The sequence below is a fragment of the Nocardia sp. NPDC050378 genome (assembly GCF_040655675.1).
In the GTDB taxonomy this organism is placed as follows: domain Bacteria; phylum Actinomycetota; class Actinomycetes; order Mycobacteriales; family Mycobacteriaceae; genus Nocardia; species Nocardia coubleae.
Window position 1 is genome coordinate 533,760 of record NZ_JBFAKI010000003.1, and the last position, 23,765, is coordinate 557,524.

General features: G+C 69.0%; 21 protein-coding genes and 2 tRNA genes. 9 read left to right on the forward strand and 14 right to left on the reverse strand.

The annotated features are described in order from the left end of the window. Positions 1-20: 20 nt before the first annotated feature. A complete protein-coding gene (locus AB0I35_RS10000) occupies positions 21-1,226 on the reverse strand; it encodes a benzoate/H(+) symporter BenE family transporter (protein WP_357395422.1) in 1,206 nt (401 codons plus the stop codon). A 263-nt stretch (positions 1,227-1,489) separates the two neighbouring features. On the opposite strand from AB0I35_RS10000, the gene AB0I35_RS10005 reads away from it, so the two are divergent. Beyond that, complete coding sequence (locus AB0I35_RS10005) at positions 1,490-2,296, forward strand: sulfurtransferase (RefSeq protein WP_357395475.1); 807 nt, start codon at positions 1,490-1,492, stop codon at positions 2,294-2,296. A gap of 15 nt (positions 2,297-2,311) precedes the next feature. Here the strand turns inward: AB0I35_RS10005 and AB0I35_RS10010 are convergent, their stop codons facing one another. Next, the gene (locus tag AB0I35_RS10010) at positions 2,312-2,995 is read right to left on the reverse strand and encodes an HNH endonuclease family protein (RefSeq protein ID WP_357395423.1); all 684 of its coding nucleotides are present in this window, start codon (positions 2,993-2,995) and stop codon (positions 2,312-2,314) included. 51 nt (positions 2,996-3,046) lie between these two features. Then, positions 3,047-3,409: a hypothetical protein gene (locus AB0I35_RS10015; RefSeq protein ID WP_067490527.1), complete on the reverse strand. Its 363-nt coding sequence runs from the start codon at positions 3,407-3,409 to the stop codon at positions 3,047-3,049. Between the two features lie 186 nt (positions 3,410-3,595). Between AB0I35_RS10015 and AB0I35_RS10020 the strand changes: the two genes are divergently transcribed. Together AB0I35_RS10020 and AB0I35_RS10025 are read left to right on the forward strand one after the other, a co-directional pair. Further along, on the forward strand, positions 3,596-6,400 hold the full coding sequence (locus tag AB0I35_RS10020) for a DEAD/DEAH box helicase (protein WP_357395425.1): 2,805 nt from the start codon (positions 3,596-3,598) through the stop codon (positions 6,398-6,400). Continuing rightward, positions 6,400-7,149, forward strand: coding sequence for an SWIM zinc finger family protein (locus AB0I35_RS10025; RefSeq protein ID WP_357395426.1), 750 nt, complete (start codon positions 6,400-6,402; stop codon positions 7,147-7,149). Before AB0I35_RS10020 ends, AB0I35_RS10025 begins: the two co-directional genes overlap by 1 nt. A 153-nt stretch (positions 7,150-7,302) precedes the next feature. Here the strand turns inward: AB0I35_RS10025 and AB0I35_RS10030 are convergent, their stop codons facing one another. After that, complete coding sequence (locus tag AB0I35_RS10030) at positions 7,303-8,367, reverse strand: amidohydrolase family protein (RefSeq protein WP_357395427.1); 1,065 nt, start codon at positions 8,365-8,367, stop codon at positions 7,303-7,305. A gap of 77 nt (positions 8,368-8,444) precedes the next feature. Then, positions 8,445-11,675 (reverse strand): fused isobutyryl-CoA mutase/GTPase IcmF, encoded by a 3,231-nt coding sequence (gene icmF, locus AB0I35_RS10035; protein WP_357395428.1) that lies wholly within the window; start codon positions 11,673-11,675, stop codon positions 8,445-8,447. A gap of 100 nt (positions 11,676-11,775) precedes the next feature. Between icmF and AB0I35_RS10040 the strand changes: the two genes are divergently transcribed. Continuing rightward, positions 11,776-12,735: a DUF2157 domain-containing protein gene (locus AB0I35_RS10040; RefSeq protein ID WP_357395429.1), complete on the forward strand. Its 960-nt coding sequence runs from the start codon at positions 11,776-11,778 to the stop codon at positions 12,733-12,735. A 24-nt stretch (positions 12,736-12,759) separates the two neighbouring features. Here the strand turns inward: AB0I35_RS10040 and AB0I35_RS10045 are convergent, their stop codons facing one another. Further along, the gene (locus AB0I35_RS10045) at positions 12,760-13,548 is read right to left on the reverse strand and encodes an NAD(P)H-dependent oxidoreductase (RefSeq protein WP_357395430.1); all 789 of its coding nucleotides are present in this window, start codon (positions 13,546-13,548) and stop codon (positions 12,760-12,762) included. A 101-nt stretch (positions 13,549-13,649) separates the two neighbouring features. Here AB0I35_RS10045 and AB0I35_RS10050 point away from each other — a divergent pair, with 101 nt between their 5' ends. After that, positions 13,650-14,615, forward strand: a complete 966-nt coding sequence (locus AB0I35_RS10050) for a helix-turn-helix domain-containing protein (protein ID WP_357395431.1) — start codon at positions 13,650-13,652, stop codon at positions 14,613-14,615. Here AB0I35_RS10050 and AB0I35_RS10055 read toward each other — a convergent pair whose 3' ends face one another. Continuing rightward, positions 14,616-15,161, reverse strand: a complete 546-nt coding sequence (locus AB0I35_RS10055; RefSeq protein WP_357395432.1) for a hypothetical protein — start codon at positions 15,159-15,161, stop codon at positions 14,616-14,618. It lies immediately after the preceding gene. Between the two features lie 94 nt (positions 15,162-15,255). On the opposite strand from AB0I35_RS10055, the gene AB0I35_RS10060 reads away from it, so the two are divergent. After that, positions 15,256-16,326, forward strand: a complete 1,071-nt coding sequence (locus AB0I35_RS10060; protein ID WP_357395433.1) for an enoyl-CoA hydratase/isomerase family protein — start codon at positions 15,256-15,258, stop codon at positions 16,324-16,326. A gap of 36 nt (positions 16,327-16,362) precedes the next feature. After that, the gene (locus AB0I35_RS10065; protein WP_357395434.1) at positions 16,363-17,157 is read left to right on the forward strand and encodes an enoyl-CoA hydratase; all 795 of its coding nucleotides are present in this window, start codon (positions 16,363-16,365) and stop codon (positions 17,155-17,157) included. Here AB0I35_RS10065 and AB0I35_RS10070 read toward each other — a convergent pair whose 3' ends face one another. From AB0I35_RS10070 to AB0I35_RS10085, 4 genes are all read right to left on the reverse strand, one after another. After that, on the reverse strand, positions 17,158-18,195 hold the full coding sequence (locus tag AB0I35_RS10070; protein ID WP_357395436.1) for a hypothetical protein: 1,038 nt from the start codon (positions 18,193-18,195) through the stop codon (positions 17,158-17,160). 68 nt (positions 18,196-18,263) lie between these two features. Continuing rightward, on the reverse strand, positions 18,264-18,803 hold the full coding sequence (locus AB0I35_RS10075; RefSeq protein ID WP_357395437.1) for a MarR family transcriptional regulator: 540 nt from the start codon (positions 18,801-18,803) through the stop codon (positions 18,264-18,266). 40 nt (positions 18,804-18,843) lie between these two features. Further along, a tRNA-Cys gene (locus tag AB0I35_RS10080) sits at positions 18,844-18,915 on the reverse strand. 65 nt (positions 18,916-18,980) lie between these two features. Next, positions 18,981-19,610 carry a hypothetical protein gene (locus AB0I35_RS10085; protein WP_357395438.1) on the reverse strand — a complete coding sequence of 210 codons (630 nt, stop codon included), beginning with the start codon at positions 19,608-19,610 and terminating at the stop codon, positions 18,981-18,983. Between the two features lie 429 nt (positions 19,611-20,039). Between AB0I35_RS10085 and AB0I35_RS10090 the strand changes: the two genes are divergently transcribed. Further along, a complete protein-coding gene (locus tag AB0I35_RS10090) occupies positions 20,040-20,210 on the forward strand; it encodes a dihydrofolate reductase family protein (RefSeq protein ID WP_357395476.1) in 171 nt (56 codons plus the stop codon). Positions 20,211-20,254: 44 nt separating this feature from the next. Here the strand turns inward: AB0I35_RS10090 and AB0I35_RS10095 are convergent. The 3 genes from AB0I35_RS10095 to AB0I35_RS10105 form a co-directional block, all read right to left on the reverse strand. Further along, positions 20,255-20,327, reverse strand: a tRNA-Arg gene (locus AB0I35_RS10095). Between the two features lie 113 nt (positions 20,328-20,440). Beyond that, a complete protein-coding gene (locus AB0I35_RS10100) occupies positions 20,441-21,127 on the reverse strand; it encodes a DUF305 domain-containing protein (protein ID WP_357395439.1) in 687 nt (228 codons plus the stop codon). Beyond that, the gene (locus tag AB0I35_RS10105; protein ID WP_357395440.1) at positions 21,127-22,005 is read right to left on the reverse strand and encodes a DUF3105 domain-containing protein; all 879 of its coding nucleotides are present in this window, start codon (positions 22,003-22,005) and stop codon (positions 21,127-21,129) included. Before AB0I35_RS10105 ends, AB0I35_RS10100 begins: the two co-directional genes overlap by 1 nt. An 89-nt stretch (positions 22,006-22,094) precedes the next feature. Between AB0I35_RS10105 and argS the strand changes: the two genes are divergently transcribed. Continuing rightward, positions 22,095-23,756, forward strand: coding sequence for an arginine--tRNA ligase (gene argS / locus AB0I35_RS10110; protein ID WP_357395441.1), 1,662 nt, complete (start codon positions 22,095-22,097; stop codon positions 23,754-23,756). The last annotated feature ends 9 nt before the right edge of the window (positions 23,757-23,765 follow it).

Here is a 23,765-nt window from a genome sequence, read left to right on the forward strand (position 1 = left end):
CGGTCCTGGGATCTCGCCTCCTACTTCTGGCCTGGGAGTATGCGGCGGACGAGGAGGCCGGCGAGGAGTGCCCAGAAGGCGCCGCCGATGCCGAGGAGAGTGGTGCCGGAGGCGGCCACCAGGAAGGTGACCAGGGCGGCGAGGCGGTCGCCCGGCTCGGTGAGCGCGGCGGAGAGGGAAGCGGCGAGCGTGGCGAGCAGGGCCAGGCCCGCGACGGTTTCGAGGGTGCCCGCGGGGGCGGCGGCGATGAGGGTGACCAGGGCGGCGGAGGCCAGGCCGAGGACCAGGTAGGAGGCGCCCGCGGTGGCCGCGGCGATCCAGCGGCGCTTCGGGTCCGGGCTCGCGCTCGGTGCGGCGGCGAGCGCTGCGCTGATGGCGGCGAGGTTGATGGCGTGACCGCCGGCGGGCGCGCCGAGGACGGTGCCGATGCCGGTGACGAGCATGGCAGGCCGCCACGGCACCTGGTAGTCGAAGGAGCGCATCACCGCAACACCGGGGATGTTCTGCGAGGCCATCGTCACGATGTAGAGCGGGACGGCGATACCGACGATCGCCTGCCAATGCCAGTGTGGCGCGGTCCATTCCAGTGCCGGAACCATGGCGGACAGGTCGAGGTGCCGGTCGGCGACCACGATGTCGATGCCGGTGCCCACCGCCGCCGTCGCGAAGGCCACGAGCACCGCCCACTTCGGTGCGTACCGTTGCAGGACCAACCACACCACGATCACCGGAACCACCACGGCGGGCGAGGTACGCAATGCCTGCACCGGAGCCAGGCACAGCGGAACGAGGACGCCGGCGAGCATGGCCTGTGCGATCGGCACCGGAATCGCCGCGACCAGCGAACCGAGACGCTGCCACAGGCCGGTGACGACGATCAGCACGCCCGTCACGGCGAACGCCGCGACCGCGCCCGGCCATCCACCGGCCACCAGACCGGTGCTCGCCAGCAGCGCCGCGCCGGGTGTCGACCAGGCCAGGGTGATCGGAATCCGGTACCGGAAACTCAGCAGCAGAATGCCGATCCCCTGCGTGAAACACAGCACGAGCAGCCCCGACGCGGCCTGCGCCGGGCTCGCCCCCACCGCCCGCAACCCGCTCAGCACCACCGCGAAGGAACTGGTGAACCCGACCAGCGCGGTCACCGCGCCCGCACCGAGCGGCTGACCTATCCCGGTCGGGCTCTCGGTGACATCGGGCGACGAACTGGTGGAGACCTGCGACATTCGGCAAATCCTGCCCGACGGGTCTGCGAGCGTCACCTGCCAGTGGCGCGAAACTGGCCTGATCCGGCCCGCGGTGTCGGCCGCTCGATCACCACGCTCTGGTGGCGTGCGGCTCGCGGCCGTTGCCGCCACCGGAGCGTGGTGATCGTCTGTCCAGCCTCCGCCTGGTGTGTGGGGTGCCGTTTCGGGTGTGGGTGGTCGGGGAGTGCGTAGGGTGGCGGCGGGGGACGGACCGGGAGTGAGGAGTTGGCGTGGGTGCGGTGCTGATTTCGGCGGCCGAGCTTCGGGAGGAGCTGGCGGCGAACAAGATTCATCTGCTGGACGTGCGGTGGGCGCTCGGCGATCCGGACGGTCCACAGCACTATCTCGACGGGCACATTCCGGGCGCGGTGTTCGTCGATCTGGAGACCGAACTGGCCGCCGCACCGTCACCGGCCCGTGGCAGACACCCTTTGCCCGACCCCGGAACTTTCGAGAAGTGCGCCCGCAGCTGGGGGCTCGGCGCCGATGAGCCCGTGGTCGTCTACGACGCGACCGGCGGCATGGCGGCGGCCCGCGCGTGGTGGTTGTTGCGCTGGGCCGGTGTCGGGAACGTGCGCATCCTCGACGGTGGGCTGCCCGCCTGGACCGCGTCCGGCGGGGAACTCGCGACCGGCGCCGAACCCGACCCGACCCCCGGTGACCTGGTTGTCCGCCCCGGCGCACTGCCCGTGATCGATGCGGACGCCGCCGCGAAATGGTCGGGTATCTTGCTCGATGCTCGCGCGGGCGAACGTTTCCGAGGCGAGGTGGAACCGGTCGATCCGCAGGCCGGTCATATTCCCGGCGCCGTCAGCGCACCGACTGCTGAAAACCTCTACCCCACAGGACATTTTCGCACCGCCGAGGAATTGCGCGAGCGTTTCGCCGAGTTCGGTGACGGACCGGTCGCGGTCTACTGCGGCTCCGGCGTCACCGCTGCGCACGAAATCGCGGCCCTGGCCATCGCCGGGATCGACGCAGCCCTCTACCCGGGGTCCTGGTCGCAGTGGTCCAACGACCCGAAGCGTCCGGTGGCGACGGGCGCCTGACAGCGGCGGCGCCCGTCAAGGACACGTGCGGGCGATGTCGTGGAGGGCGGCGTTGTCGGCGGCGGTGATCGGTAAGTCGTAGGCGACGGCGACGGTGAGGTACTTGGCGGCGTAGAAGCAGTGGTTGGGCCGGGCGGGTGGCAACCATTCGCCGGGCGTGTCGTCGCCCTTGGACTGATTGGTCGCCTTGCCGGTGGCCAGCAGGTTGACGGAGAGGTCGTTGGCGAAGCGCAGACGGCGTTCCGGCGGCCACGCGTGTGCGCCCATATCCCAGGCGGCGGCGAGCGGATAGACGTGGTCGATCTGGATATCGCCGCCGTCGGATTTGCGGAAAGCGATATCGGTGCCGGTATAGGGGTCGGTGAGTACGCCCTCCACCACCACACAGCGACCCCGGCGAACCGCATCGCGCAGCTGGGCCGCCAGCACGTTGTTGCGGGTGTCGCAACCGTCGTGACCGCCGGGCGCATCGGTGTCGTCGGACCAGGCCGGGCCGAACACGCAACCCTGCCCCGCCTTGCAGCCGCGTTCGTACCCGCCGGGGTGTGGTCGCGCATCGATCACGCGCACCTGATCGAGCAGCGCGCTCACCTCTGCCCGCGTCGGACTACCCGGCGCGGGCGCGACCGGTTCGGGCGCGAGCACCCCGCAACCCGCGCACGCGAGCATCAGCACGACCAGCCACGCGAGTCTCCCCATGCACAGGTTGTAGCCGACCCCACCGACAACTTCGCCGACTCACCCGTGCCGCTACAACCAGGCGCGCGCCAGGATGTCGTCGGCCGCGAGCTCAGCGGCATGTGGTGGGAACCGGGTGGCCGCGATCGAGGAGATGTGGGTGCCGTCGTGGCCGATCAACCACGAACCGCCCCGGTCCTCGCACTCGGCGATCTTGGCGAACACGGTGAGCAGGAAGGTGATGGAATCGCGCGGGTCGGCCGTGTGGGCCAGCCGCTGGGATTCACCGGGCCGGGACAGATCGATCCACACGCCGGACTGACCGTCCAGGCGCATGCCGACGATCTTCCCGGCATCGACGAACGTGAACTTGCGCCGCTCCCACGGGGTGGTTGGGGTGTAGCTCTGCTCGAGAACCTGGAGCAGAATCGTCATCGCTGCCCTCCGCACGCATTCAGGGGTTCATCGGCCGAGCCGGTTCGTGGCCGGTTCGCCTGGGTGAGTATGCAGTTGTCGCCGGTGATCTTCCGGCCGTGACCAGGGAATATCCAAGTATGTTCCGTGGGAGCCGAGAAATCCAGAGCGATGGCCGAGCGCGGGGTGTCGGTGGCTCCTGCTTGGATGGCAACCATGCTGCACGGTCTGTGGTCCCCCGGTTCGGGCCTGCTGCTGTGGCACGACGGGCAACCCGTCGCGGTGGGTTCGGTGCTCGGCGACATTCTCGAGCGCGCGCGGTTCCGGCACCGCGCCGAGGTGCTCGTCGTCGACGAGGCGGGCGCACCGGGTCGAGCCGGGGTCCGCGCGCACGCGCTCGCGCCGCCGACGGCCGCCGTCGTGTTGCGCAGCAGGCTGCCCCGTGAGCACATCTCCGGCGACCTGCGTTTCCTCGCGCACGTCGCGCGTGGCATCGAGCGCTGGGTGCGGGCCGGTCGGGTGGTGCCGCAGGTGGATCGCGCCGACGGGCAGTGGTGGGTGCGGTGGCGGCTGGTCGGCGGGCAACGGCAGCGGGCGTGGCTCGCCGAGCTGGCCACGGCCATGCCCGCCGCGCTGCGGGTGGCCGGATCGCCCGCCGGGGTGCTCGAGGACCTGGTCACCGAACTCACCGACCCGATCGCCCGCGAATACCTGAGCCACCGTTCGATGACGCACCCGCTGCTGGCGGCGCTGATGAGCGACACCCCGCTCGGTGAGGGCTCCTACCGGCTGGCCGAAACACTGTCGCAGTGGCGCGAGGGCTACGCCGCCGACGAACCCGAGCTGGTCCTTCGCCTGTGTGAACCCGACGGCGAATTCACCACCGACGACGACTCGGTGGCGCTGTGGCGGCTGCAGGTGTGTCTGCGTCCCGTCGACGACGCACCGAAACCCGTTGTGCTCGACGATGATCCGGTCCTGGTGCGCACCGCCGCCGAGAAGCTCGGCCAGGCCCGCAAGGCCTACCCGCGCCTGCGTGACCTGCCGACCGACCCGCGCGGCCTCGACCTCCTGCTCCCGACCCAGGTGGTCGCCGACCTGGTCGCTCACGGCGCGCACGCGTTGCGTGAGGCCGGGATCCGCCTGCTGTTGCCGCGCGCCTGGAACATCGCCGAGCCGAGCATGCGCCTGCGGGTGAGCAGCCCGGCCGCCGCCGAATCCACCGTCGGCTTGAGCGGATTGCTCTCCTACCGTTGGGAATTGGCGCTCGGGGACATGGTGCTCACTCCGGCCGAGATGGAACGGCTGGTGCGCAGCAAATCCGATCTCGTCCAGCTGCGCGGTGAATGGGTGCAGGCCGACCATCGCGCGCTGGCGGCCGCCGCCAGGTACGTGGCGCTGCACGCCGACGACACGCCTGTCACCCTGGCCGACATGATCGGCGAACTCGCCGCCGAACGGGTCGACAATGTGCCGGTCACCGAGGTCACCGCCGACGGCTGGGCGGCCGAACTGTTCACCGGACACGGCGATCCCGAGCCGGTTCCGGTGCCGGTCGGCCTGAAAGCCCAGCTCCGCCCCTATCAGGAGCGCGGCCTGAGCTGGCTGGCCACCATGAGCCGGCTCGATTGCGGCGCGATCCTGGCCGACGACATGGGTCTGGGCAAGACCGTGCAGGTACTCGCGCTGCTCGTGCACGAACGCGAGGCCGTCGGTCCGGTAGGGCCGACGCTACTGGTGTGCCCCATGTCGGTGGTCGGCAACTGGCAGCGCGAGACCGAACGGTTCGCACCCGACCTGCGCGTCCTCGTGCACCACGGCACCGATCGGCGCAAGGGCGCGGATTTCGCCGCCGCGGTCGCGGACGCGGATCTGGTCGTCACCACCTATGCGCTGCTCGCGCGGGATGCGACGGTGCTGAGCGAACAGCACTGGGAACGGGTGGTGCTCGACGAGGCCCAGCACATCAAGAACGCGACCACCAGGCAGTCACGGGCCGCCCGCGCCTTGCGGGCCCGGCATCGGCTGGCGCTCACCGGGACGCCGGTGGAGAACCGGCTGGAAGAACTGCGTGCCCTGTTCGATTTCGCCATGCCCAAGCTGCTCGGTAGCCCGCAGTCCTTCCGTGCCCGCTTCGCGGTCCCCATCGAACGCGAACGCGACCAGCAGGCCATCGACCGGTTGCGGCTCATCACCGAACCGTTCGTGCTGCGCAGGCTCAAAACCGATCCGGCGGTCATCAGCGATCTGCCCGAGAAGCTCGAGATGACGGTGCGCGCCAACCTCACCGTCGAGCAGGCCGCGCTGTATCAGGCCGTGGTCGACGACATGCTGGAGAAGCTCAAAGACGCCAAGGGTATGGCGCGCAAGGGTGCGGTGCTGGGCGCGCTGACCAGGCTCAAGCAGGTCTGCAACCATCCCGCGCATTTCCTCGGTGACGCCTCGCCCATCATGCGCCGCGGCGGGCATCGCTCGGGCAAGCTCGCCCTGGTGGAGGACATCCTCGACGCCGTCCTCGCCGACGGGGAGAAGGCCCTGCTGTTCACCCAATTCCGTGAGTTCGGCGACCTGATCCTGCCGTTCCTCACCGAACGGTTCGGCACCCCCATCCCGTTCCTGCACGGCGGGGTGACCAAGCAGCGTCGCGACGACATGGTCACCGGATTCCAAGCCGAGGGCGGCCCGCCGTTGATGCTGCTCTCGCTCAAAGCGGGCGGGACAGGGCTGAACCTGACCGCCGCCAACCATGTGATCCACCTGGACCGCTGGTGGAACCCCGCCGTGGAGAACCAGGCCACCGACCGCGCGTTCCGCATCGGCCAGCAGCGCGCGGTGCAGGTGCGCAAACTCGTCTGCGTCGACACCATCGAGGAGCGCATCGACGAAATGATCAGCGGCAAAAAGGCATTGGCCGACCTGGCCGTCGGGGCGGGGGAGAACTGGATCACCGAACTCGGCACCGACGAGTTGCGTGAACTGTTCACCCTCGGGGCCGAGGCGGTGGGTGACTGATGGCCGATTTCAGTCAGTTCGGTCCGCGCAAACCGGTGCGTGGCGGTGCGCGGGCGCGCGGCGGTTTCGGTCGAACCTGGTGGGGAAAATCGCTGCTCGAGGCGGTGGAGAAGGTGGCCGACGCGGGCAGGCTCTCACGCGGGCGCACCTACGCGCGGGTCGGGCAGGTGGTGAACTACCGCGTGGAGCGCGGTGCGGTCACGGCCGAGGTGCAGGGTAGCCAGCCGAGCCCGTTCACCTCCGTGTTGTCGGTGCGGCCGCTGCGCGAGGAGGAGGTCGAATTGCTGCTGGCCGAGATCCGCGAAGCGCCCGGGATGCTCGCCGAAATCGCTTCGGGCGCACTACCGCCCGCGCTCGGACCACACCTGCTGCCGACCACCGCCGCCGAGCTGGACTTCTCCTGCACCTGCCCGGATATGGGCTGGCCGTGTAAGCACGTGGCCGCCGTCTGCTACCTGCTCGCCGAACGCCTCGACGAGCAGCCGGGCGAAATCCTCACCCTGCGCGGACTCGACCTCGACACCCTCATCGGTGGTGTCGAAAGATCGACCCGCACCACCGATTCCGATGATCCGTACGGTGACCACCTCACCCTCCCCGACCTGCCACGCATCGAATTCCACCCCGTCATCGAGGACCTCGACGCCATGGCCTTGCGCCGGGCCCTTCGCATGTCGGCCGAAGACGAGCAGACCGCCGCCACCGGCCTACGCGAACTACGTTCCCTCTACGCCGAATTCGACAGCTGAGGTCAGCAGGTGCGCTGCGGGGGCTCGCCTCGCAGCGTGCGGAACGTGGTATCGCCGGTCGGGCTCATGCACCGGTCCGGTGTCGAGAGCACGGGAACGAGTGCGGCGTCGACGGTTCGTCAGGGCAGGTCATACGCGAACCCGACAAACCCGTCACCCCAGGTCGATGCGGTAAACGCGAACAGCGTTATCGCCGAAGACCTTCCGCAGGTCATCGGTCGACGCACCGGCCTTGGTGAGCGCGGTCGCGACGGCGTCGACGGCCACGGGGAGGCTGGTGATCGGCTTGTCGACGGGGAAGTTCGAGCCCCAGATCAGCCGGTCGGGACCGAAGACCGACAGGGCGTGGGCGAGCATCGGGCCCAGCCGGTCGACGAGTACCGACACCTGGGTCGACAAACCGCGCGGCGGGACCGGGTGGCCGAGCACCGGCATCATCAGCCCGCTCACCTTGGCGACCACATTGGGCTGGGCGGCCAGATCGGTGATGTCGTCGCGCCAGCGGTCGAAGATGTCGCGACGCTCGCCCGCCGTCCTGCCGGTGTGTTTGCCGACCGGCCCGAAGACGCCTGCGGGGGTGGCGAGGTGGTCGAGGACGATCGTCACCTCGGGAAAGCGTTCGGCCAGCGCCGTCACCTCGGGCAACTGACCCGAGTACAGCCACGCGTCGAAACTGAGCCCGCGTTCGGCGAGCCGACCGAAACCGTCGAGGAAGGCGGGCGCGGTGAGCAGCCCGTCGTGCGCGGCGAACGATTTCACCCCCGCATCGGGATGGTGGGCCACGGTCGCCCGGATCCCGCACAGCAGCGGCGAGGCCGACTGATGCGCGTCGAGCGTGGGGCCGAGATCCGCGGCGGCGGGATCGGCCGCGCCGACGATCGCGGCGAGCGCGGGCGTATCGACCCCGAACGGCAGGCTGGCCACCCACCGCGTCTCGTCGGGCGCCGAACCGGTCCACTCGGCCTCCACGTGCACGAGCCCGCGCACCGTGACCCCGCCCTGGTCGGTGCGATAGTCGGCGGGCAGATAGGGGCCGAGGTAGGCCGTGGGATCGCCGACGAACTGGAGGTCGCGACGCGGGGTGAGTTTCGCGGCGAGGTCGACCGGCAGCGGCACATACCGCAGCAGCTTGGCGTGCTTGCTGAACAGCCGAGGTGTCGTATGCGGATCCCACTGGTGGATATGCGCATCGATGATGTCGAGCCCGGTCAGATCCATGTACGTCCCATCGCCGCGCCGGCATTGCTCCGGGAATTGTCACACGTCGGCAGCGGCGATAGTCGCATTCGGTCGCCTCAGACGGTTCGCCGATACTGTCCGCCGACGGCGAAAAAGGTATCGGTGACCTGCTGCAGAGTGCATACCCGTGCCGCGTCCATCAGCACCTCGAAAATATTGCCGTCGGTGTGGGCGACCTCGGCCAGGCGGGCGAGCGCGCGATGGGATTCCTCGGCGTGCTCGGCGCGGAACTGTTGCACCCGCTCGAGCTGGGACCGTTTCTCGTCCTCGGTGGCGCGGGCCAATTCCACTGTCGGCGCCGCGGCCTCGCTTTCGGGGCCGCGGAAGGTGTTCACCCCGATGATCGGCAGCGTTCCGTCGTGTTTGCGCTGCTCATAGCGCATCGACTCGTCCTGGATGCGGCCGCGCTGGTAACCGGTCTCCATGGCGCCCAGCACGCCGCCGCGTTCACTGATCCGCTCGAATTCCAGCAGCACCGCCTCTTCGACCAGGTCGGTGAGCTCGTCGATGATGAAACTGCCCTGCAGCGGATTCTCGTTCACCGCCAGCCCCCATTCCTTGGCGATGATGAGCTGAATCGCCAGCGCCCGGCGCACCGATTCCTCGGTGGGTGTGGTGACGGCTTCGTCGAAAGCGTTGGTGTGCAGGCTGTTGCAATTGTCGTAGACCGCGATCAGCGCCTGCAGGGTGGTGCGGATGTCGTTGAACTGCATTTCCTGGGCGTGCAGCGAACGGCCGGAGGTCTGGATGTGGTACTTCAGTTTCTGCGCGCGTTCCCCCGCGCCGTACCGGTCGCGCATGGCGACGGCCCAGATGCGCCGTGCCACCCGTCCGATGACCGAATACTCCGGGTCCATCCCGTTGGAGAAGAAGAACGACAGGTTCGGCGCGAATTCGTCGATCGCCAGTCCGCGCGCCAAATACGTTTCCACGTAGGTGAATCCGTTGGCCAGGGTGAAAGCGAGCTGGCTGATCGGGTTGGCCCCGGCCTCGGCGATGTGATAGCCGGAGATGGATACCGAATAGAAATTGCGCACATTGTTGCGGACGAACCATTCCTGCACATCGGCCATCATCCGCAGACTGAACTCGGTGGAGAACAGGCAGGTGTTCTGGCCCTGGTCCTCCTTGAGGATGTCGGCCTGCACGGTGCCGCGCACGGTGGACAACGTGCGCGCCTTGATCTCGGCGGCCTCCTGCTCCGTCGGTTCCCGGCCCTGCGACTCGGTGAAGCGGTGCATCGCTTGGTCGATCGCCGCGTTGAGGAAGAACGCCAGAATCGTCGGGGCCGGGCCGTTGATGGTCATCGACACCGATGTCGTGGGTTCGCACAGGTCGAAACCGTCGAAAAGGGTGCGCATGTCGTCGATCGTCGCCACCGAGACACCCGAGGTGCCGACCTTGCCGTAGATATCGGGCCGTTGCGCCGGTTCGTGGCCGTAGAGGGTCACCGAGTCGAAGGCCGTCGAGAGGCGAGTGGCCTCGGTGTGGGCGCTGAGTGCCTTGAAGCGCCGGTTCGTGCGCGCCGGATCGCCCTCGCCCGCGAACATGCGAGTGGGGTCCTCGTTGTCGCGCTTGAACGGGAAGACGCCTGCGGTGAAGGGGAATCGGCCCGGCAGGTTCTCCTCGCGCAGGAAGCGCAACAGTTCCCCCGCGTCGGTGTAGCGGGGCAGCGCGACCCGGGGAACGCTTGTGCCGGAGAGCGATTCGCGCCGCAACGGGGTGCGGATCTCACGGTCGCGTACGCGCACCACCTGCTCCTCGCCCCGGTAGCTCTCGGCAAGTGCGGGCCATTCGTCCAGCAGGGCCGCCGAGGCGGGCGACAGCTCACCGGTCGCCGCCTCCAGCAGGTCGCCCACGGCGGTGTCGTCGGGCAGTTCCTCGTGCACCGCACGCAATCGCTGAACACGTCGCGCCGCCGTCACTTCCCGTGCCGTGTCCTGGTGGTAGGCGCGCACGGTCTCGGCGATCTCGGCCAGGTAGCGCACCCGTGACGGCGGGATGAGCTGGGCGAACCTGGTCGACACCTTCGTCTGCACCCGGGGCAGCGCGCCGGGCTCCACCGTGAGGCCGTGCTCGGTCAGCCGGGTGAGCAGGTGCTGGTAGAGCGCGGTGACACCGTCGTCGTCGAAAGTCGCCGCGCTGGTGCCGAACACCGGCATGTCGGCGGGATCGGAACCGAATTCCGCACGGTTGCGGATCAATTGGCGTGCCACATCGCGCACCGCGTCGGCCGCGCCGCGGCGCTCGTACTTGTTCACCGCGACCACATCGGCGTAGTCGAGCATGTCGATCTTCTCGAGCTGGGAGGCGGCACCGAACTCCGGCGTCATCACATACAGCGCCACATCCACATGGTCGACGATGCCCGCGTCGCCCTGGCCGATACCCGGCGTCTCGAGGATCACCAGGTCGAAGCCCGCTGCCCGGCACGCGGCGATCATCGTGTCGATGTCGTCGGGCAGTTCGTGATTGCCGCGCGTGGCCAGCGAACGGAAGTACACGTGTTCGCCGTCGAGGGCGTTCATGCGGATGCGGTCACCGAGCAGGGCGCCACCGGCGCGGCGCCGGGTCGGGTCGACGGCGAGCACCGCGACACGCAGCTTGTCCTGCTGGTCGGTGCGCAACCGGCGCACCAATTCGTCGGTGAGCGAGGACTTTCCGGAGCCACCGGTGCCGGTGATGCCGAGGACCGGTACCTCGCGCGCGTCCGCCGCGGCGAGGATCGCGGCGCGGTCGGTTTCGGGCAGTGCGCCCTGCTGAAGACAGGTGATGGTGCGCGCCAAGGCGATTCGGTCGCCGGTGTAGAGGGCGTTCAGATCGGGGGCGACGGTGGCTCGGTCCACATCGCACAGCCGGATGAGCTCGTTGATCATGCCGGGCAGGCCGAGGCGCTGGCCGTCCTCGGGGGAGAAGATGCGCACGCCGCTGCGGGCGAGGCGTTCGATCTCCTCGGGGACGATCACACCGCCACCGCCACCGAAGATGCGTACGTCGCCCGCTCCGGCCTCGCGCAGCGCCTCGGCCAGGTACTCGAAGAACTCGATGTGCCCGCCCTGATACGAGCTCACCGCCACACCCTGCACGTCCTCCTCGACCACCGCGTCGACGATCTCGCGCACCGACCGGTTGTGTCCGAGATGGATCACTTCCGCGCCTTGGGCCTGCAGGATGCGCCGCATGATGTTGATCGCCGCGTCGTGCCCGTCGAACAGGGCGGCCGAAGTCACGAACCGCACCGGATGGACAGGAACGTGCAATGAGGTGCTCATGACTTCCTCCGCCATTTTGTAGAACGCCCGATACTAGGACATCAAACTAATCCTACTGTGAACGGCGTCACGGCGAAAGGGGCCGGTTCGGACACTCGGGCGACATACTCGACGGATGGTTCGCGAACACGGGGTGGGCGTGGCGTTGGAGCGGCTGGTCGCAGGTGGGGTCATCAGTGGTGACCAGCGTGCCGCGGTGCTGCGAGCTGTCGATGAGCAGGAGCGGGTGGGTCGCGCGCCGACCGCGCGGGTGGTCGCCGAGATCGTCGCCTACCTCGGTGCCGGGCTCGTCGCGGCGGGCCTCGGGCTGTTCCTCGACCGTGCGTGGGCCGATGTCGCCGACACCGGGCGAGTGGTGTTGCTCGCCGTCGTCAGCGGATGTTCGCTCGGTGGCGCCGTGGTGCTGGCAGGTGGACGGCCCGGCCTGTTCCGCCGTGTGCCCATCGCCACGGCCGTGCGAACCAGGCTCGCATCGGCGCTGCTGGTGCTGGCGGCCATGGCGACCAGCGGCACCGTGGCGATCACGTTCGGTGAGCGTGGTGGCGATGCCGAGATCGCGGCGCTGTGCGCGGGGCTGCTGGTGGCCACGCTCGGCTACCTGATGGTGCCGAGCCTGCTCGGGATGGTCGCGATCGCCGGTTTCGGCGTGGCCACGATCGTCGAGCTCACCGACGGGACGCACCGCTGGCTGTGGCAGGGCGTCGCGCTCATGGTCTTCGGGGCCGTCTGGTTCGGGCTCGCGTGGGCGCGGCTGCTCGTCCTCGACTGGGCCGGATTCGTGCTCGGTGGACTGATCGCGACAACAGGCGCGCAATCGGTGACTCTCGGCGAATCGCTGTGGCGTCCCATGCTCACCGGCTTCGTCGGCGTGATCTTTCTCGGCGCCTACCTGCTCCGGCGCGAACCGGTCCTCGTCCTCGGCGGTTCCGCGTGCATCGCGATCGGCGTCGGTCAGGTCGTCGCCGACAACACGTCAGGCGGTCCCGCCGTCGCCAGCGTCGTGCTGGCCGTCGGCGCGATCGTCCTGACCGGCGGACTGGTCGCCACCGTCGTCGGGCCGAAACGTCCCGGCTGATTTACCCATCGATCAAGGGTTCGGTCAGCAAGCCTGGCGGGATTCGCCGTCGAGGCGGTGGATCCCGAGGCCGGATGCGCCCGGGTGGTGGGCCTGGTGCAGGTTCCAGTCGGCGTCGTAGTCGCCGCTGTCCTGGTGGCGGTAGGGGATGGGCGCTGTCGTCGGCAGGGCGAGCAACCGGGTGCGCAGGTCGGCGGCGATGGTGGCGAAGCGTTCGTGGCTCACCCGGTTGGTGCCGGGGACGATCACCGGCTCGATCACCTCCATGCCGGTGTAGAAGAAAGTGCCGTGGAGCAGGGGGAAGAGGACCTCCGTGAGGTCGCCGTGGAGGCCGCGCGGTCCCAGCCCGGCATGGGCGCCGACCGACACCACCGCCGTGGCGCGCTTGCCCGCCAAACCGCCGTCACCGTAGCGGCGGGTGCGACCGGACTCGGGATCACGCACCCCGTACGCGTAGCCCTGCACCAGCACCCGGTCCAGCCAGCCCTTCATGATCGCGGGCATCCCGTACCACCACAGCGGGAAGTGCAGCACCACGGTGTCGGCCCAGGCCAGCTTCTCGTGCTCGGCGCGGATGTCGGCGGCCAGCCGTCCGGTTCGCAGGGCCGCCTCGGATTCGTCGGCCACGTCCAGCCGCTCGACGCCGTCGTGCGCGAAGTCCTCGGCCGTCACCACGGGGTTCCAATTCATGGCGTAGAGATCGGATTCGATCACCTCGTGCCCGGCCTCGCGCAGTGCGGCGATCCCGGCGGTGCGCAGCTGCGCGGTCAGCGATCGCGGTTCCGGATGGGCGAACACCCACAGCACTCGCATCGGTCGCGGTCCTTTCGGTAGCTGGTTCGTCCTTCTCAGGCTGCCGAGTCCGGCACACGCACACCAGTGGCCGTAAAGCCGACATGTGAAAGGATCGGGCCATGGCTGTCCATCGGGTCGCGGTCCTGGCTCGCACCGGGGTGATGCCGATGGAGCTGGGCATCGTGCACCAGATCTTCGGCTCGGCCCGCTCCGCCGACGGCGAGCGCCTCTACGAGGTGCTGACCTGTGCGATCGAACCGGGCCTCGTGCGCACGGACGCCGATTTCGCCATCACCGTCGACCACGGCAGTGCGACGCTCGCCACCGCCGACACCATCGTCGTCCCGGCCTCGCACGAACTCGACGAGGCCAGCGACCCCGCGCAGGACCAGATCGCCGAGCAGCTGCGACTGGCCCGCGCGGCGGGGCGCCGGATCGCGTCGATCTGCACGGGTGCCTTCGTGCTCGCCCGCGCCGGCCTGCTCGACGGGCGCCGCGCGACGACGCACTGGCTGTCCGCCGACCGGCTCCGCGCGGCCTTCCCCGCAGTGCGTATCGACGCCGCGGTGCTGTTCACCGAGGACGACGGCATCTTCACCGCGGCGGGCGAAGCGGCGGGCATCGACCTGTGCCTGCATCTGATCCGCACCGACCACGGCGCGGCCGTCGCCGGTGACGTCGCGAGACGCACTGTCGTGCCGCCCTATCGCGAAGGCGGGCAGGCCCAGTTCATCGACCTACCGCTCCCGGCCGAAGACGAGTCGACGACCAGCCGCACCCGGGCATGGGCACTGAACCACCTGGATCGGCCGCTCACCCTGCGCGTCCTCGCCGAGCGCGCCGCCATGAGCCCGCGGACTTTCACCCGCAGATTCCGGCGCGAGACCGGGATGTCGCCGGGAGCCTGGCTCACCGCACAGCGGCTGATCAGGGCGCGGCAGTTGCTCGAGCAGACCACACTCACCGTCGACCAGATCGCCGAGCGGGCCGGGTTCGGCACCGGTGCCTCCCTGCGTCAGCACTTCGCGCGAGCACTGGGCACCAGCCCCTCGGCGTACCGGGCCACCTTCCACGGCGGCGGGTAGTCAGCGGATGAGGGTGGTCTGCTGGGCGCGGATGGTGCGGAAGAAGCGGGGGCCCACGTCGGGGCCGTAGTGGTTGTAGGCATCGATGATCTCGGCCAGTTCGTCGGCGAGGGCGCGCAGGTCGCGGGTGGCGACGATGCGGTCGAACTCGTCGGATTCCCAGCCCCACTGCGGCGGGATGTCGTCGATGGTGACGACGATCTGGTCGGCGAAGGGTGTGGTCACCGCGACCGTGAGTTCGGCCGGCGCCGCGGCCAGTGGGCTGTGCACGATCACCTCACCGGGCGCACCGGGGGCGAAGGTGCGCGCGAAGGAGATGTCCTCGCGCACCGACTCCACGATGGCGGCCGTGGTCGCGTGCCTGCCCGGCCGGTGGTGCCGCTCACCGTAGACGCGGTCCGAAGACCGAGAAGCATTGCCGCCACCGGTTTTTCGCATCAGCCGGTCGAGCATGCGCTGGGCGGTCGCGCGTTCGCCCGCACCGGTGTTCGCATGGTCGATCAGCGCGCGCAGCCGGGATATCCGTGCGAAGTTGTCGGTGCCCATGCGCCGATTCTGCCCCACGCACCGCCGTGGAATGGGTCACAACTCGCACCTCGCGGCTGCGGGTGCTCGGACATCCGACTTTATGGTGACGGACATGGGTGAAGCCGAAGTGTTGTTCGAGGTCCGCGACCGGCTCGGTCTGATCACGCTGAACCGGCCGAGGGCGATCAACGCGCTCAACCACGCGATGAGCCGGGCCATCACCGAGGCCCTGCGTGCCTGGGCGGTCGACCCGGCCGTCGCCACCGTCGCCATCGTCGGCGCGGGTGAACGCGGCCTGTGCGCGGGCGGCGATATCGTCGCCATCCACCGCGATGCCAAGGCGATCAACGACGGCGGCCCCGGCGCGCCCGCCCCGCTCGACACCGCGGCGGCCGCGTTCTGGCGTGACGAATACCTGCTCAACGAGCTGATCGACAGCTACCCCAAGCCGTATGTGGCGATCATGGACGGCATCGTGATGGGCGGTGGCGTCGGCGTCTCGGCGCACGGCAGCCACCGCATCGTCACCGAACGCTCGCAGATCGGTATGCCGGAAGCGGGCATCGGTTTCGTGCCCGACGTCGGCGGCACCTACCTGCTCTCGCACACGCCCGGCGAACTGGGCACCCACGTCGCCCTCACCACCGCGCGCATGGGCGCGGGCGACGCGATCGTCACCGGTTTCGCCGACACCTTCGTGCCCTCGGCCGACCTGCCCGCGCTCCTGGACGCCCTGCGCACCACTCCCGCCGATGAGGCCATCGCCCGATTCGCCACGCCCGCACCGGAATCCGAGCTGGCCGCCCACGCCGACTGGATCGACCGCTGCTACCGCGCCGACACGGTCGAGGAGATCATCGCGGCCCTGCGCGCGGCCGACCTGCCCGAGGCGACCAAGGCCGCCGAGGACATCCTGGCCAAGTCGCCGGTCGCGGTGAAGGCGACCCTGCGCGCCCTGCGCAACGCCCGCCCGCTCAGCCTGGCCGCCGCCCTCAATGTCGAATTCCGGATCACCGTGGCCGCGCTGAGCACCCACGATCTCGCCGAGGGCATCCGCGCCCAGGTGATCGACAAGGACCGCACGCCACGCTGGTCGCCCGCGACCCTCGCCGAGGTCACCGACGCGCAGGTCGACGCGTACTTCGCCCCGCTCGGCGAGCGCGAACTCGGTTTGCCCGTGTAGTCCGGTGGCGGCGCCGCTCGGTATCGTCTGCAGACCATGAGCGAGTTCGAGACGATTCTGTTGGAACGCAAGGGCGGCAGCGACGGCAAGGGCGGGGTCGGCTGGATCACGCTGAACCGTCCCAAGGCCCTCAACGCCCTCAACGCGCAGGTGCTCGCGGACATCACCGCCGCGCTCGACGAACTCGAGCGTGACGATTCGATCGGCGCCGTCGTCCTCACCGGTTCGGAGAAGGCGTTCGCCGCCGGTGCCGACATCAAGGAGATGGCGACCAAGTCCTACATGGACATGTTCCTGGCCGATACCTTCGCCGGCTGGGACCGCCTGGCCAACTTCCGCAAGCCGACCATCGCCGCCGTCGCGGGCTACGCGCTCGGCGGTGGCTGTGAGGTGGCGATGATGTGCGACATCCTGATCGCGGCCGACACCGCCAAGTTCGGTCAGCCCGAGATCAAGCTCGGTGTCATCCCGGGTATGGGCGGTTCGCAGCGGCTCACCCGCGCGGTCGGCAAGGCCAAGGCGATGGACCTCATCCTCACCGGCCGCAACATGGGCGTCGAGGAGGCCGAGCGCGCTGGTGTGGTGTCGCGCATCGTGCCCGCCGATCAGCTGCTCGCTACCGCGCTCGAGGCGGCCCAGACCATCGCGAGCATGTCGCTGCCCGCGGCGATGCTCGCCAAGGCCGCGGTGAACCGGTCCTTCGAGACCAGCCTGGCCGAAGGCCTGCTGTTCGAGCGCCGGGCGTTCCACTCGCTGTTCGCGACCGACGACCAGAAGGAAGGCATGGCCGCCTTCACCGAGAAGCGGCCGCCGAACTTCACCAACAGCTAGTTATTTGGCGGGTAGCGAGCCATCGATGAACTGGGCGGGCGTGGGCGGGTTCTTCTCGTCCGCCCGGTCGTCGGTGCCGAGCAGCCCGGCGACCGCGCCGCCAAGGGTCGCGGTCACCGCGACGGCGGCGAGGAATTTGCGCCGACCGGGGCCCGACGGTGCCACCTGGTCGGCCGTCGCGCCCGCCCGCAACCGTGGCATGCGCAGGCGCGAGGGTTTCCGGGCGGCGAGCAGCACCGCGCCGCGTGCCGAAACATATTCCGGCTCAGGGTCGTACACGATCGGCAGGTCGACCAGCTGACCCACGGCGTGCCGCAGTGCCGGGTTGCGGACGCATCCACCGAGCAGGACGAGCGCACCGGGACGTACGCCGGTGTCCTCGATCATCTTCCGCACGAACGACGCCGAATGATGCAGTCCCGCTTCGCACAAGGCGGCCAGATCGCTGCGAGTCACCACGGCACGTTCGCCGGTGTCGGCGTCGGTGGCGGTGACAACCCTTGCGCGGCTGAGCATTTCGCGGTGGGTGCGGGTGGTGCGACGGTCGGCGGCGACGCCGCCTCTGGCCAGCTGCCAGCGCAGCAGCGCGTCGTAGCCGTCGCCGCTGAGCACGGTGCTGCGCTGACTGGCGAGGACGGTGTCGGTGCGGCAATCGGCGTGGGTGATGGTGAGGCCGGAACTGCCGAGGTCGTAGAGCATCACCGAATCGGTGTCGGGCAGCAGGCCGGTGAAACGCAGGTAGCGCAGCTGGGCGAGCGGTTCGTCGACGATGGTCACCGAGGGGCCCGCCGCCACGCGGATGGCGTCGCCGTGCAGGTCGCTGCGGCACGTGACGACGGTGGCGGTGACACACTCGTCGCGGGCGATGGCAGCGACCCGCATCCGGCGGATCGCCGCGAGTACCGATTCCTCCACCGAGGCGCCCGCGCGGCGCGGGATGTGCACCCGATCCAGCGGCGGTAGATGCGGTTGGTCGGTGTGGTTGAGCACGGCACGGGCACCACCCGCACCCGCCGACACCCCGAGGACCAGCACCATGCGCTACATGGTGGACCTTTTCGCGCTACCTGCCAAGCGAGTCGGCCCGCGATTCGCGGCTCTGTCCGTCAGGTCGCGTGGAATGCGAGGTTTGCCGTGTCGTCGAAATCCCCGGCGGCATGGCGGAACCGGGCGAGCAGCTCGAGCAGCTGTTTGCTCTCGCCCGGCGCCAGGCCCGGTTCGGCGAAGACTTGCGCGTTCAACGCCTCGGTCGCCTCGGCGACGGATTTCCTTCCGGCGGAGGTGATTTCGATGAGGGTGGCGCGGCGGTCGCTCGGATGTGGCACGCGCTCGACCAGTCCGGCCGCTTCCAGCCGGTCGACCGTATTGGTGACGCTGGTGGGGTGTACCTGCAGGCGCGCGCTGGCTTTGGCCATCGGCAGTGCGCCCGTGCGGCTGAAACTGAGCAGTCGCAGCAGTTCGTAGCGGGAGAAGGTGAGTCCCGAGGGTTTGAGGGCCTCGTCGACGCGGGCCATCACGATCTGCTGGGCCCGGACCAGGGAGGTGACAAGGGCCATGCCGTCGGCGACCGATCCCCAGCCGTGCTCGATCCATTGCCGGTGTGCCTCGGCGATCGGGTCTCGGGGTAGCGGTCCGGTTCGTGACATGTTTTCGATCATGTCACGAACCGGGCCGCGTTCCGCATAGAGCGAGCGGCGGGAATCGAACCCACGTGAACGGCTTTGCAGACCGTCGCCTAAACCTCTCAGCCACGCCCGCCTCGACCTAGATATTGCCGGGGCGGGGCAGGTGTGCCCAGGGTTGCGATCACGGTGATCGCAATGTCAGTGCCGGTTGGCGGGGGCCGAGCAGATCTTCCAGGTGCCGTCTTCTTTGGTGAGGTGTTCCTCGGTGCTGTCCTCGGTGTCGGGCTCCTCGCCTTCGACAGAGAGGGTCAGTTGCCCGACGACGGTGGCGTCCGCGTTGTCACCGTCGATGACGATGTCGCGCACGTCGTCGATGCGCACCGACACGGTCGCGGTGTCGAACTGTTTGCGCTGTTCCGGGGTGAGGTTTTCGATCTCGGCCCGATCGGCCGCACAGGCCAGTTCGGACGCCGCGATGAACCCGTCGGAATCCAGGGTGTCGTAGAAGTCACGAATCGCCACTTCGATCTTCTTGTCGTCCGACGACAACGGCGTGCGCCCCTGCACGGTGAGCACCACCCCCGCCGCGACCGCCCCGATCACCACCAGCGCCAACACCCCCAACCCGATGAACAACCCCGTCCGCTTCTTCTTCGGCGGCGGCCCTCCGACCGCGCCCGAATACGGTTGACCCGGCGCCGAATGCGCCGACTCCGGCGGCGTCTGCCCTGGTTGTGGGTATCCCGGTTGCCCTTGTTGCGATTGCCCTTGGTTCGGCGGCTGCCCCGGATACGGCTGTTGCCCGAACCCCTCGGATGGATCACTCATGCGCGCTCCTGCTGTCACCGGGGGCAAAGGCCCCGAAACCTGTGGAACCGTGCGTACCGAGCCCCACCAGCAACAAGCCCCGACCGGCCGGCCGGGGCCTCGAACCCAGTGTGATGCTCACCACGAACCGTATCGTGGTGTCCTACCTGCACGAACCCCGGGGCCACCGTTGGTGAACGCCGCGACGTCGCCGCCGCTCGACGAGTGTCGAGAAGCAGCCGTGCACCCACCACTCGAACTCGTCGCGACTGCGCCGACCCGCAGATGCCGGCCGACTTCTGTCACCGCGCAGCAGATTTCGCGGTCCATTCCGGCCGTTCAACCCGGGCAGGATTCTCGGATGCACCGATGACTTTCGGGCGGCTCGGCCGTCGATAGCTCTAAACGTATCGACACACTTCGTCGACCGGCTGTGGGAGGCGGGCGCTGATCGAGCTCGGGGTGGTCGATGAGTATCGGCTGTGGGTGCTGCCCGCCGTCACGGGCAAGGGCGCGCCGCTGTTCCCAGAGCTGGATCACGCCGTGAAGTTGCGCTTGGTGACCAGCAAGGCGTTCCCGTCCGGAATTCTCGAACCGGTGTACACGCCGGTCGACGAGTAGTGCACGAAGAAGGCCCCCGACCGGTGGTCGGAGGCCTTCGTGGGTGCCCCCGGCAGGATTCGAACCTGCGGCCTTCTGCTCCGGAGGCAGACGCTCTATCCCCTGAGCTACGGGGGCGGGATAGATGCCGGTCGCTGTGGGGCGATCGGGCAGCGACAGCGTATCGCATCGGGTGCGGTGCGCCAAAAACGGTGCCGGACCGGGGCGTTGATCCGGGCCGGCACCGAAGTTCAGCCGAAGGGGAGGGGAGTGGCGCCTCGGGTGGTGAGCATCGTGGTCATCAGGGTCGATTCGCCGGATTGGGTTTTCGACATGGTGGCCGCGAGGGAGCGGACCGCGGTGGTCGAGGCCTGTTCGGCGGCGTAGTCGAGCATGGGCACGCCGCCCTGGTGGTGACGCAGCATCAGTTGCAGGAACATGGTGTCCAGGGCGGGGCCGGTGGCCTTGCGCAGGGCGGCCATCTCCTCCTGGCTCGCCATCCCTGGCATCGCTGACACGGGGCCGTGGTGTGCGGTCGTCGGGCTCGCGCCGTGACCGTGACCGCCGGTGTCGCTCATCCAGCCCATGAAACCCTCGACGCTCTGGCTCGGGGCGTCCCACAGCTGCAACCAGCCCTGCATGCGGCCGATCTGGTTCGACTGGGTGGTCATGATGTCGTAGGCCAGGCGGCGCACGTCGTTGTCGGTGGAACCGATCAGCGCGATGCCCGCCATGTCGACGGCTTGGGCGTGGTGCACCGACATATCCTGGTTGAAACCGATGTCGACGGGCCCGGGCGCGGCCGATTCGGCCTTCTCCAGTGGCATCCGCAGCAGCACACCCGCTACGGCACCGAGCAGAAGCAGGCCGATCGCACCGAGCACGAGCACCGCACCGGCAGGGCGCCTGCCGGTTGGTTCGTCGGTGGTCGCACTCATCACTGACCGGCCGGCGCGCCCGGCATCGGGATGCCCGGCAGGCCGGGGACACCCGAACCGAGTCCGCCGAGTTCGCTCGCGTCCTGGTTGGCGCCGGTGCCGTCCATCGGGATGGCGTCGGGGCCGTAGGGCGAGGAGTCGAACGGCGGCGGGTTGTCGGCGTCGAAGATCGGATTCGAGCAGCTGGCGCCGACCTCGGGGTGCGCGTACGGGTTGGTGCGCAGCGCGGAGATGAACTGCTTGATGCGCGCGTCCTCGGCCGAGTCCAGCTTCAGCTGGTGGCCCCACGACTGCAGCGCGATGGGGGTGTCCAGGGTCGGGTACGGCGACATCATCGTGTACGGCCGGTCCTTGACGAAGTTCGACAGCTTCTCCACCCCGGCCGCGTCGACCTTGTCGGGGTTGTAGGTGATCCACACCGCGCCGTGCTCGAGCGAGTGCACCGCGTTCTCCATGCGGATCGGCTTGGCGTACACCGTGCCGGTGCAGTTGGCCCAGGCCACATCGTGCGGGCCACCGTAGGCGGGCGACTTGTCGTAGGCGACGCGCTGCGTTTCGGTGACGTGCAGTGCCGCCGGGTACTCCTGCTTCACCACGCCCTCGATCTTGGCCGCCGGGTCCTGGTTCTGCTCGCTGGGCGCCCACTCGGACAGGTCGGTCTGCGCTTCGCGGATGGCGGCCTGGTCCATGTACTTGGGCACCAGGCTGTAGGCCAGCAGGCCGATCAACGCGACGATGACCACGCCGCCGCCGAGCAGGCCCCAGGGCACCTCACGCTTCTTGTGCGGGAGTTTGCCCTTGCCCGGCTTGCGGGACGGAGACGACTTCCCCGCGGCCCGGACGGCCTTGGCTGATGTTGCGCTTGTCCTGCTCGGCATCGCTCGGTTAGCTCTTTCGACGTATGGATCGGTGCGTTCGTGGCGGGCGGTCGTGGTTGCGAGCCGCCCAGCCAATAGGATAGAGACTCGTGACTCCAGCTGACCTTGCAGATCTCCTTCGCACCACCGCGGCGAAGGTGCTTGTCGAACGTGGACTGGACTCGTCGGTCCTGCCCGAGCAGGTCACAGTGGAGCGTCCGCGCAACCCCGAACACGGCGACTATGCCACGAATGTGGCGATGCAGGTGGCCAAGCGGGTGGGAACGAATCCGCGTGAGCTGGCAGGCTGGCTGGCCGAGGCGTTGTCGGCCACCGAGGGCGTCGAGGTCGCCGAAGTGGCGGGACCGGGCTTCCTGAACATCCGCCTGGCCGCGTCGGCGCAGGGCGCGATCGTCACCCAGATCCTGACCGCGGCCGACAAGTACGGCACCGGCTCGGCGCTGACCGGCACCAAGATCAACCTCGAATTCGTCTCCGCCAACCCCACCGGCCCCGTCCACCTCGGTGGCACCCGCTGGGCCGCGGTCGGTGACGCGCTCGGCCGAATCCTGGCCGCCGAGGGCGCCGACGTGACCCGTGAGTACTACTTCAACGACAACGGCGCCCAGATCGACCGCTTCGCGAAGTCGCTGGTCGCGGCCGCGCTCGGCGAGCCGACCCCCGAGGACGGCTACGCGGGCGAGTACATCCAGGAGATCGCCGCGAGCATCGTCGCCGCGCATCCCGATGCGCTCACCCTGCCCGCCGATCAGCGTCACGAGCTGTTCCGGCGTGAGGGCGTGCAGCAGATGTTCGCCCAGATCAAGCAGGACCTGCACGATTTCGGCACCGACTTCGACGTGTACTTCAACGAGAGCGAACTGTTCGCCTCCGGCGCCGTCGAGCGTGCGGTAGAGCAGCTCAAGAACTCGGGCAACCTCTACGAGAAGGACGGCGCGTGGTGGATCGCGTCCACCGAGTTCGGTGACGACAAGGACCGGGTGGTCCTCAAGAGTGACGGCACCGCCGCCTACATCGCAGGCGACATCGCCTACTTCCAGAACAAGCGCTCGCGCGGCTTCGACCTGGCCATCTACATGCTCGGCGCCGACCACCACGGCTACATCGGCCGGTTGAAGGCCGCCGCGGCCGCCTTCGGTGACGACCCCGACACCGTCGAGGTGCTGATCGGGCAGATGGTGAACCTGGTCCGCGACGGCCAGGCCGTGAAGATGAGCAAGCGCGCGGGCACCGTGGTGACGCTCAACGACCTGGTCGAGCAGATCGGTGTCGACGCCGCCCGCTACTCGCTGGTGCGGTCCTCGGTGAACTCGAGCATCGACATCGACCTCGATCTGTGGACCAAGGCCAGCAGCGAGAACCCGGTGTACTACGTGCAGTACGCGCACTCGCGTACCAACAGCATCGTCGGCAACGCCGCCAAGTACCCCGAATTCGCCACTGTGACACCAGATTTCGCGCTGATGACGTCCGGTCGCGAAGGTGACCTGATCCGGACCCTCGGCGATTTCCCGCGCGTGGTCGCCACCGCCGCCGAGACCCGCGAACCGCACCGGATCGCCCGCTACCTCGAAGAACTGGCCGGGGTGTACCACCCGTTCCAGTCCGACGACGACATGCGCGTGCTGCCCAAGGGCGACGACGCGGTCAGCCCGCTCAACGCCGCCCGCCTCGAACTGGTGAAGGCGACCCGTCAGGTGCTGGCCAACGGCCTGGCCCTGCTAGGCGTGAGCGCACCGGAGCGCATGTGAGCTCCGCAA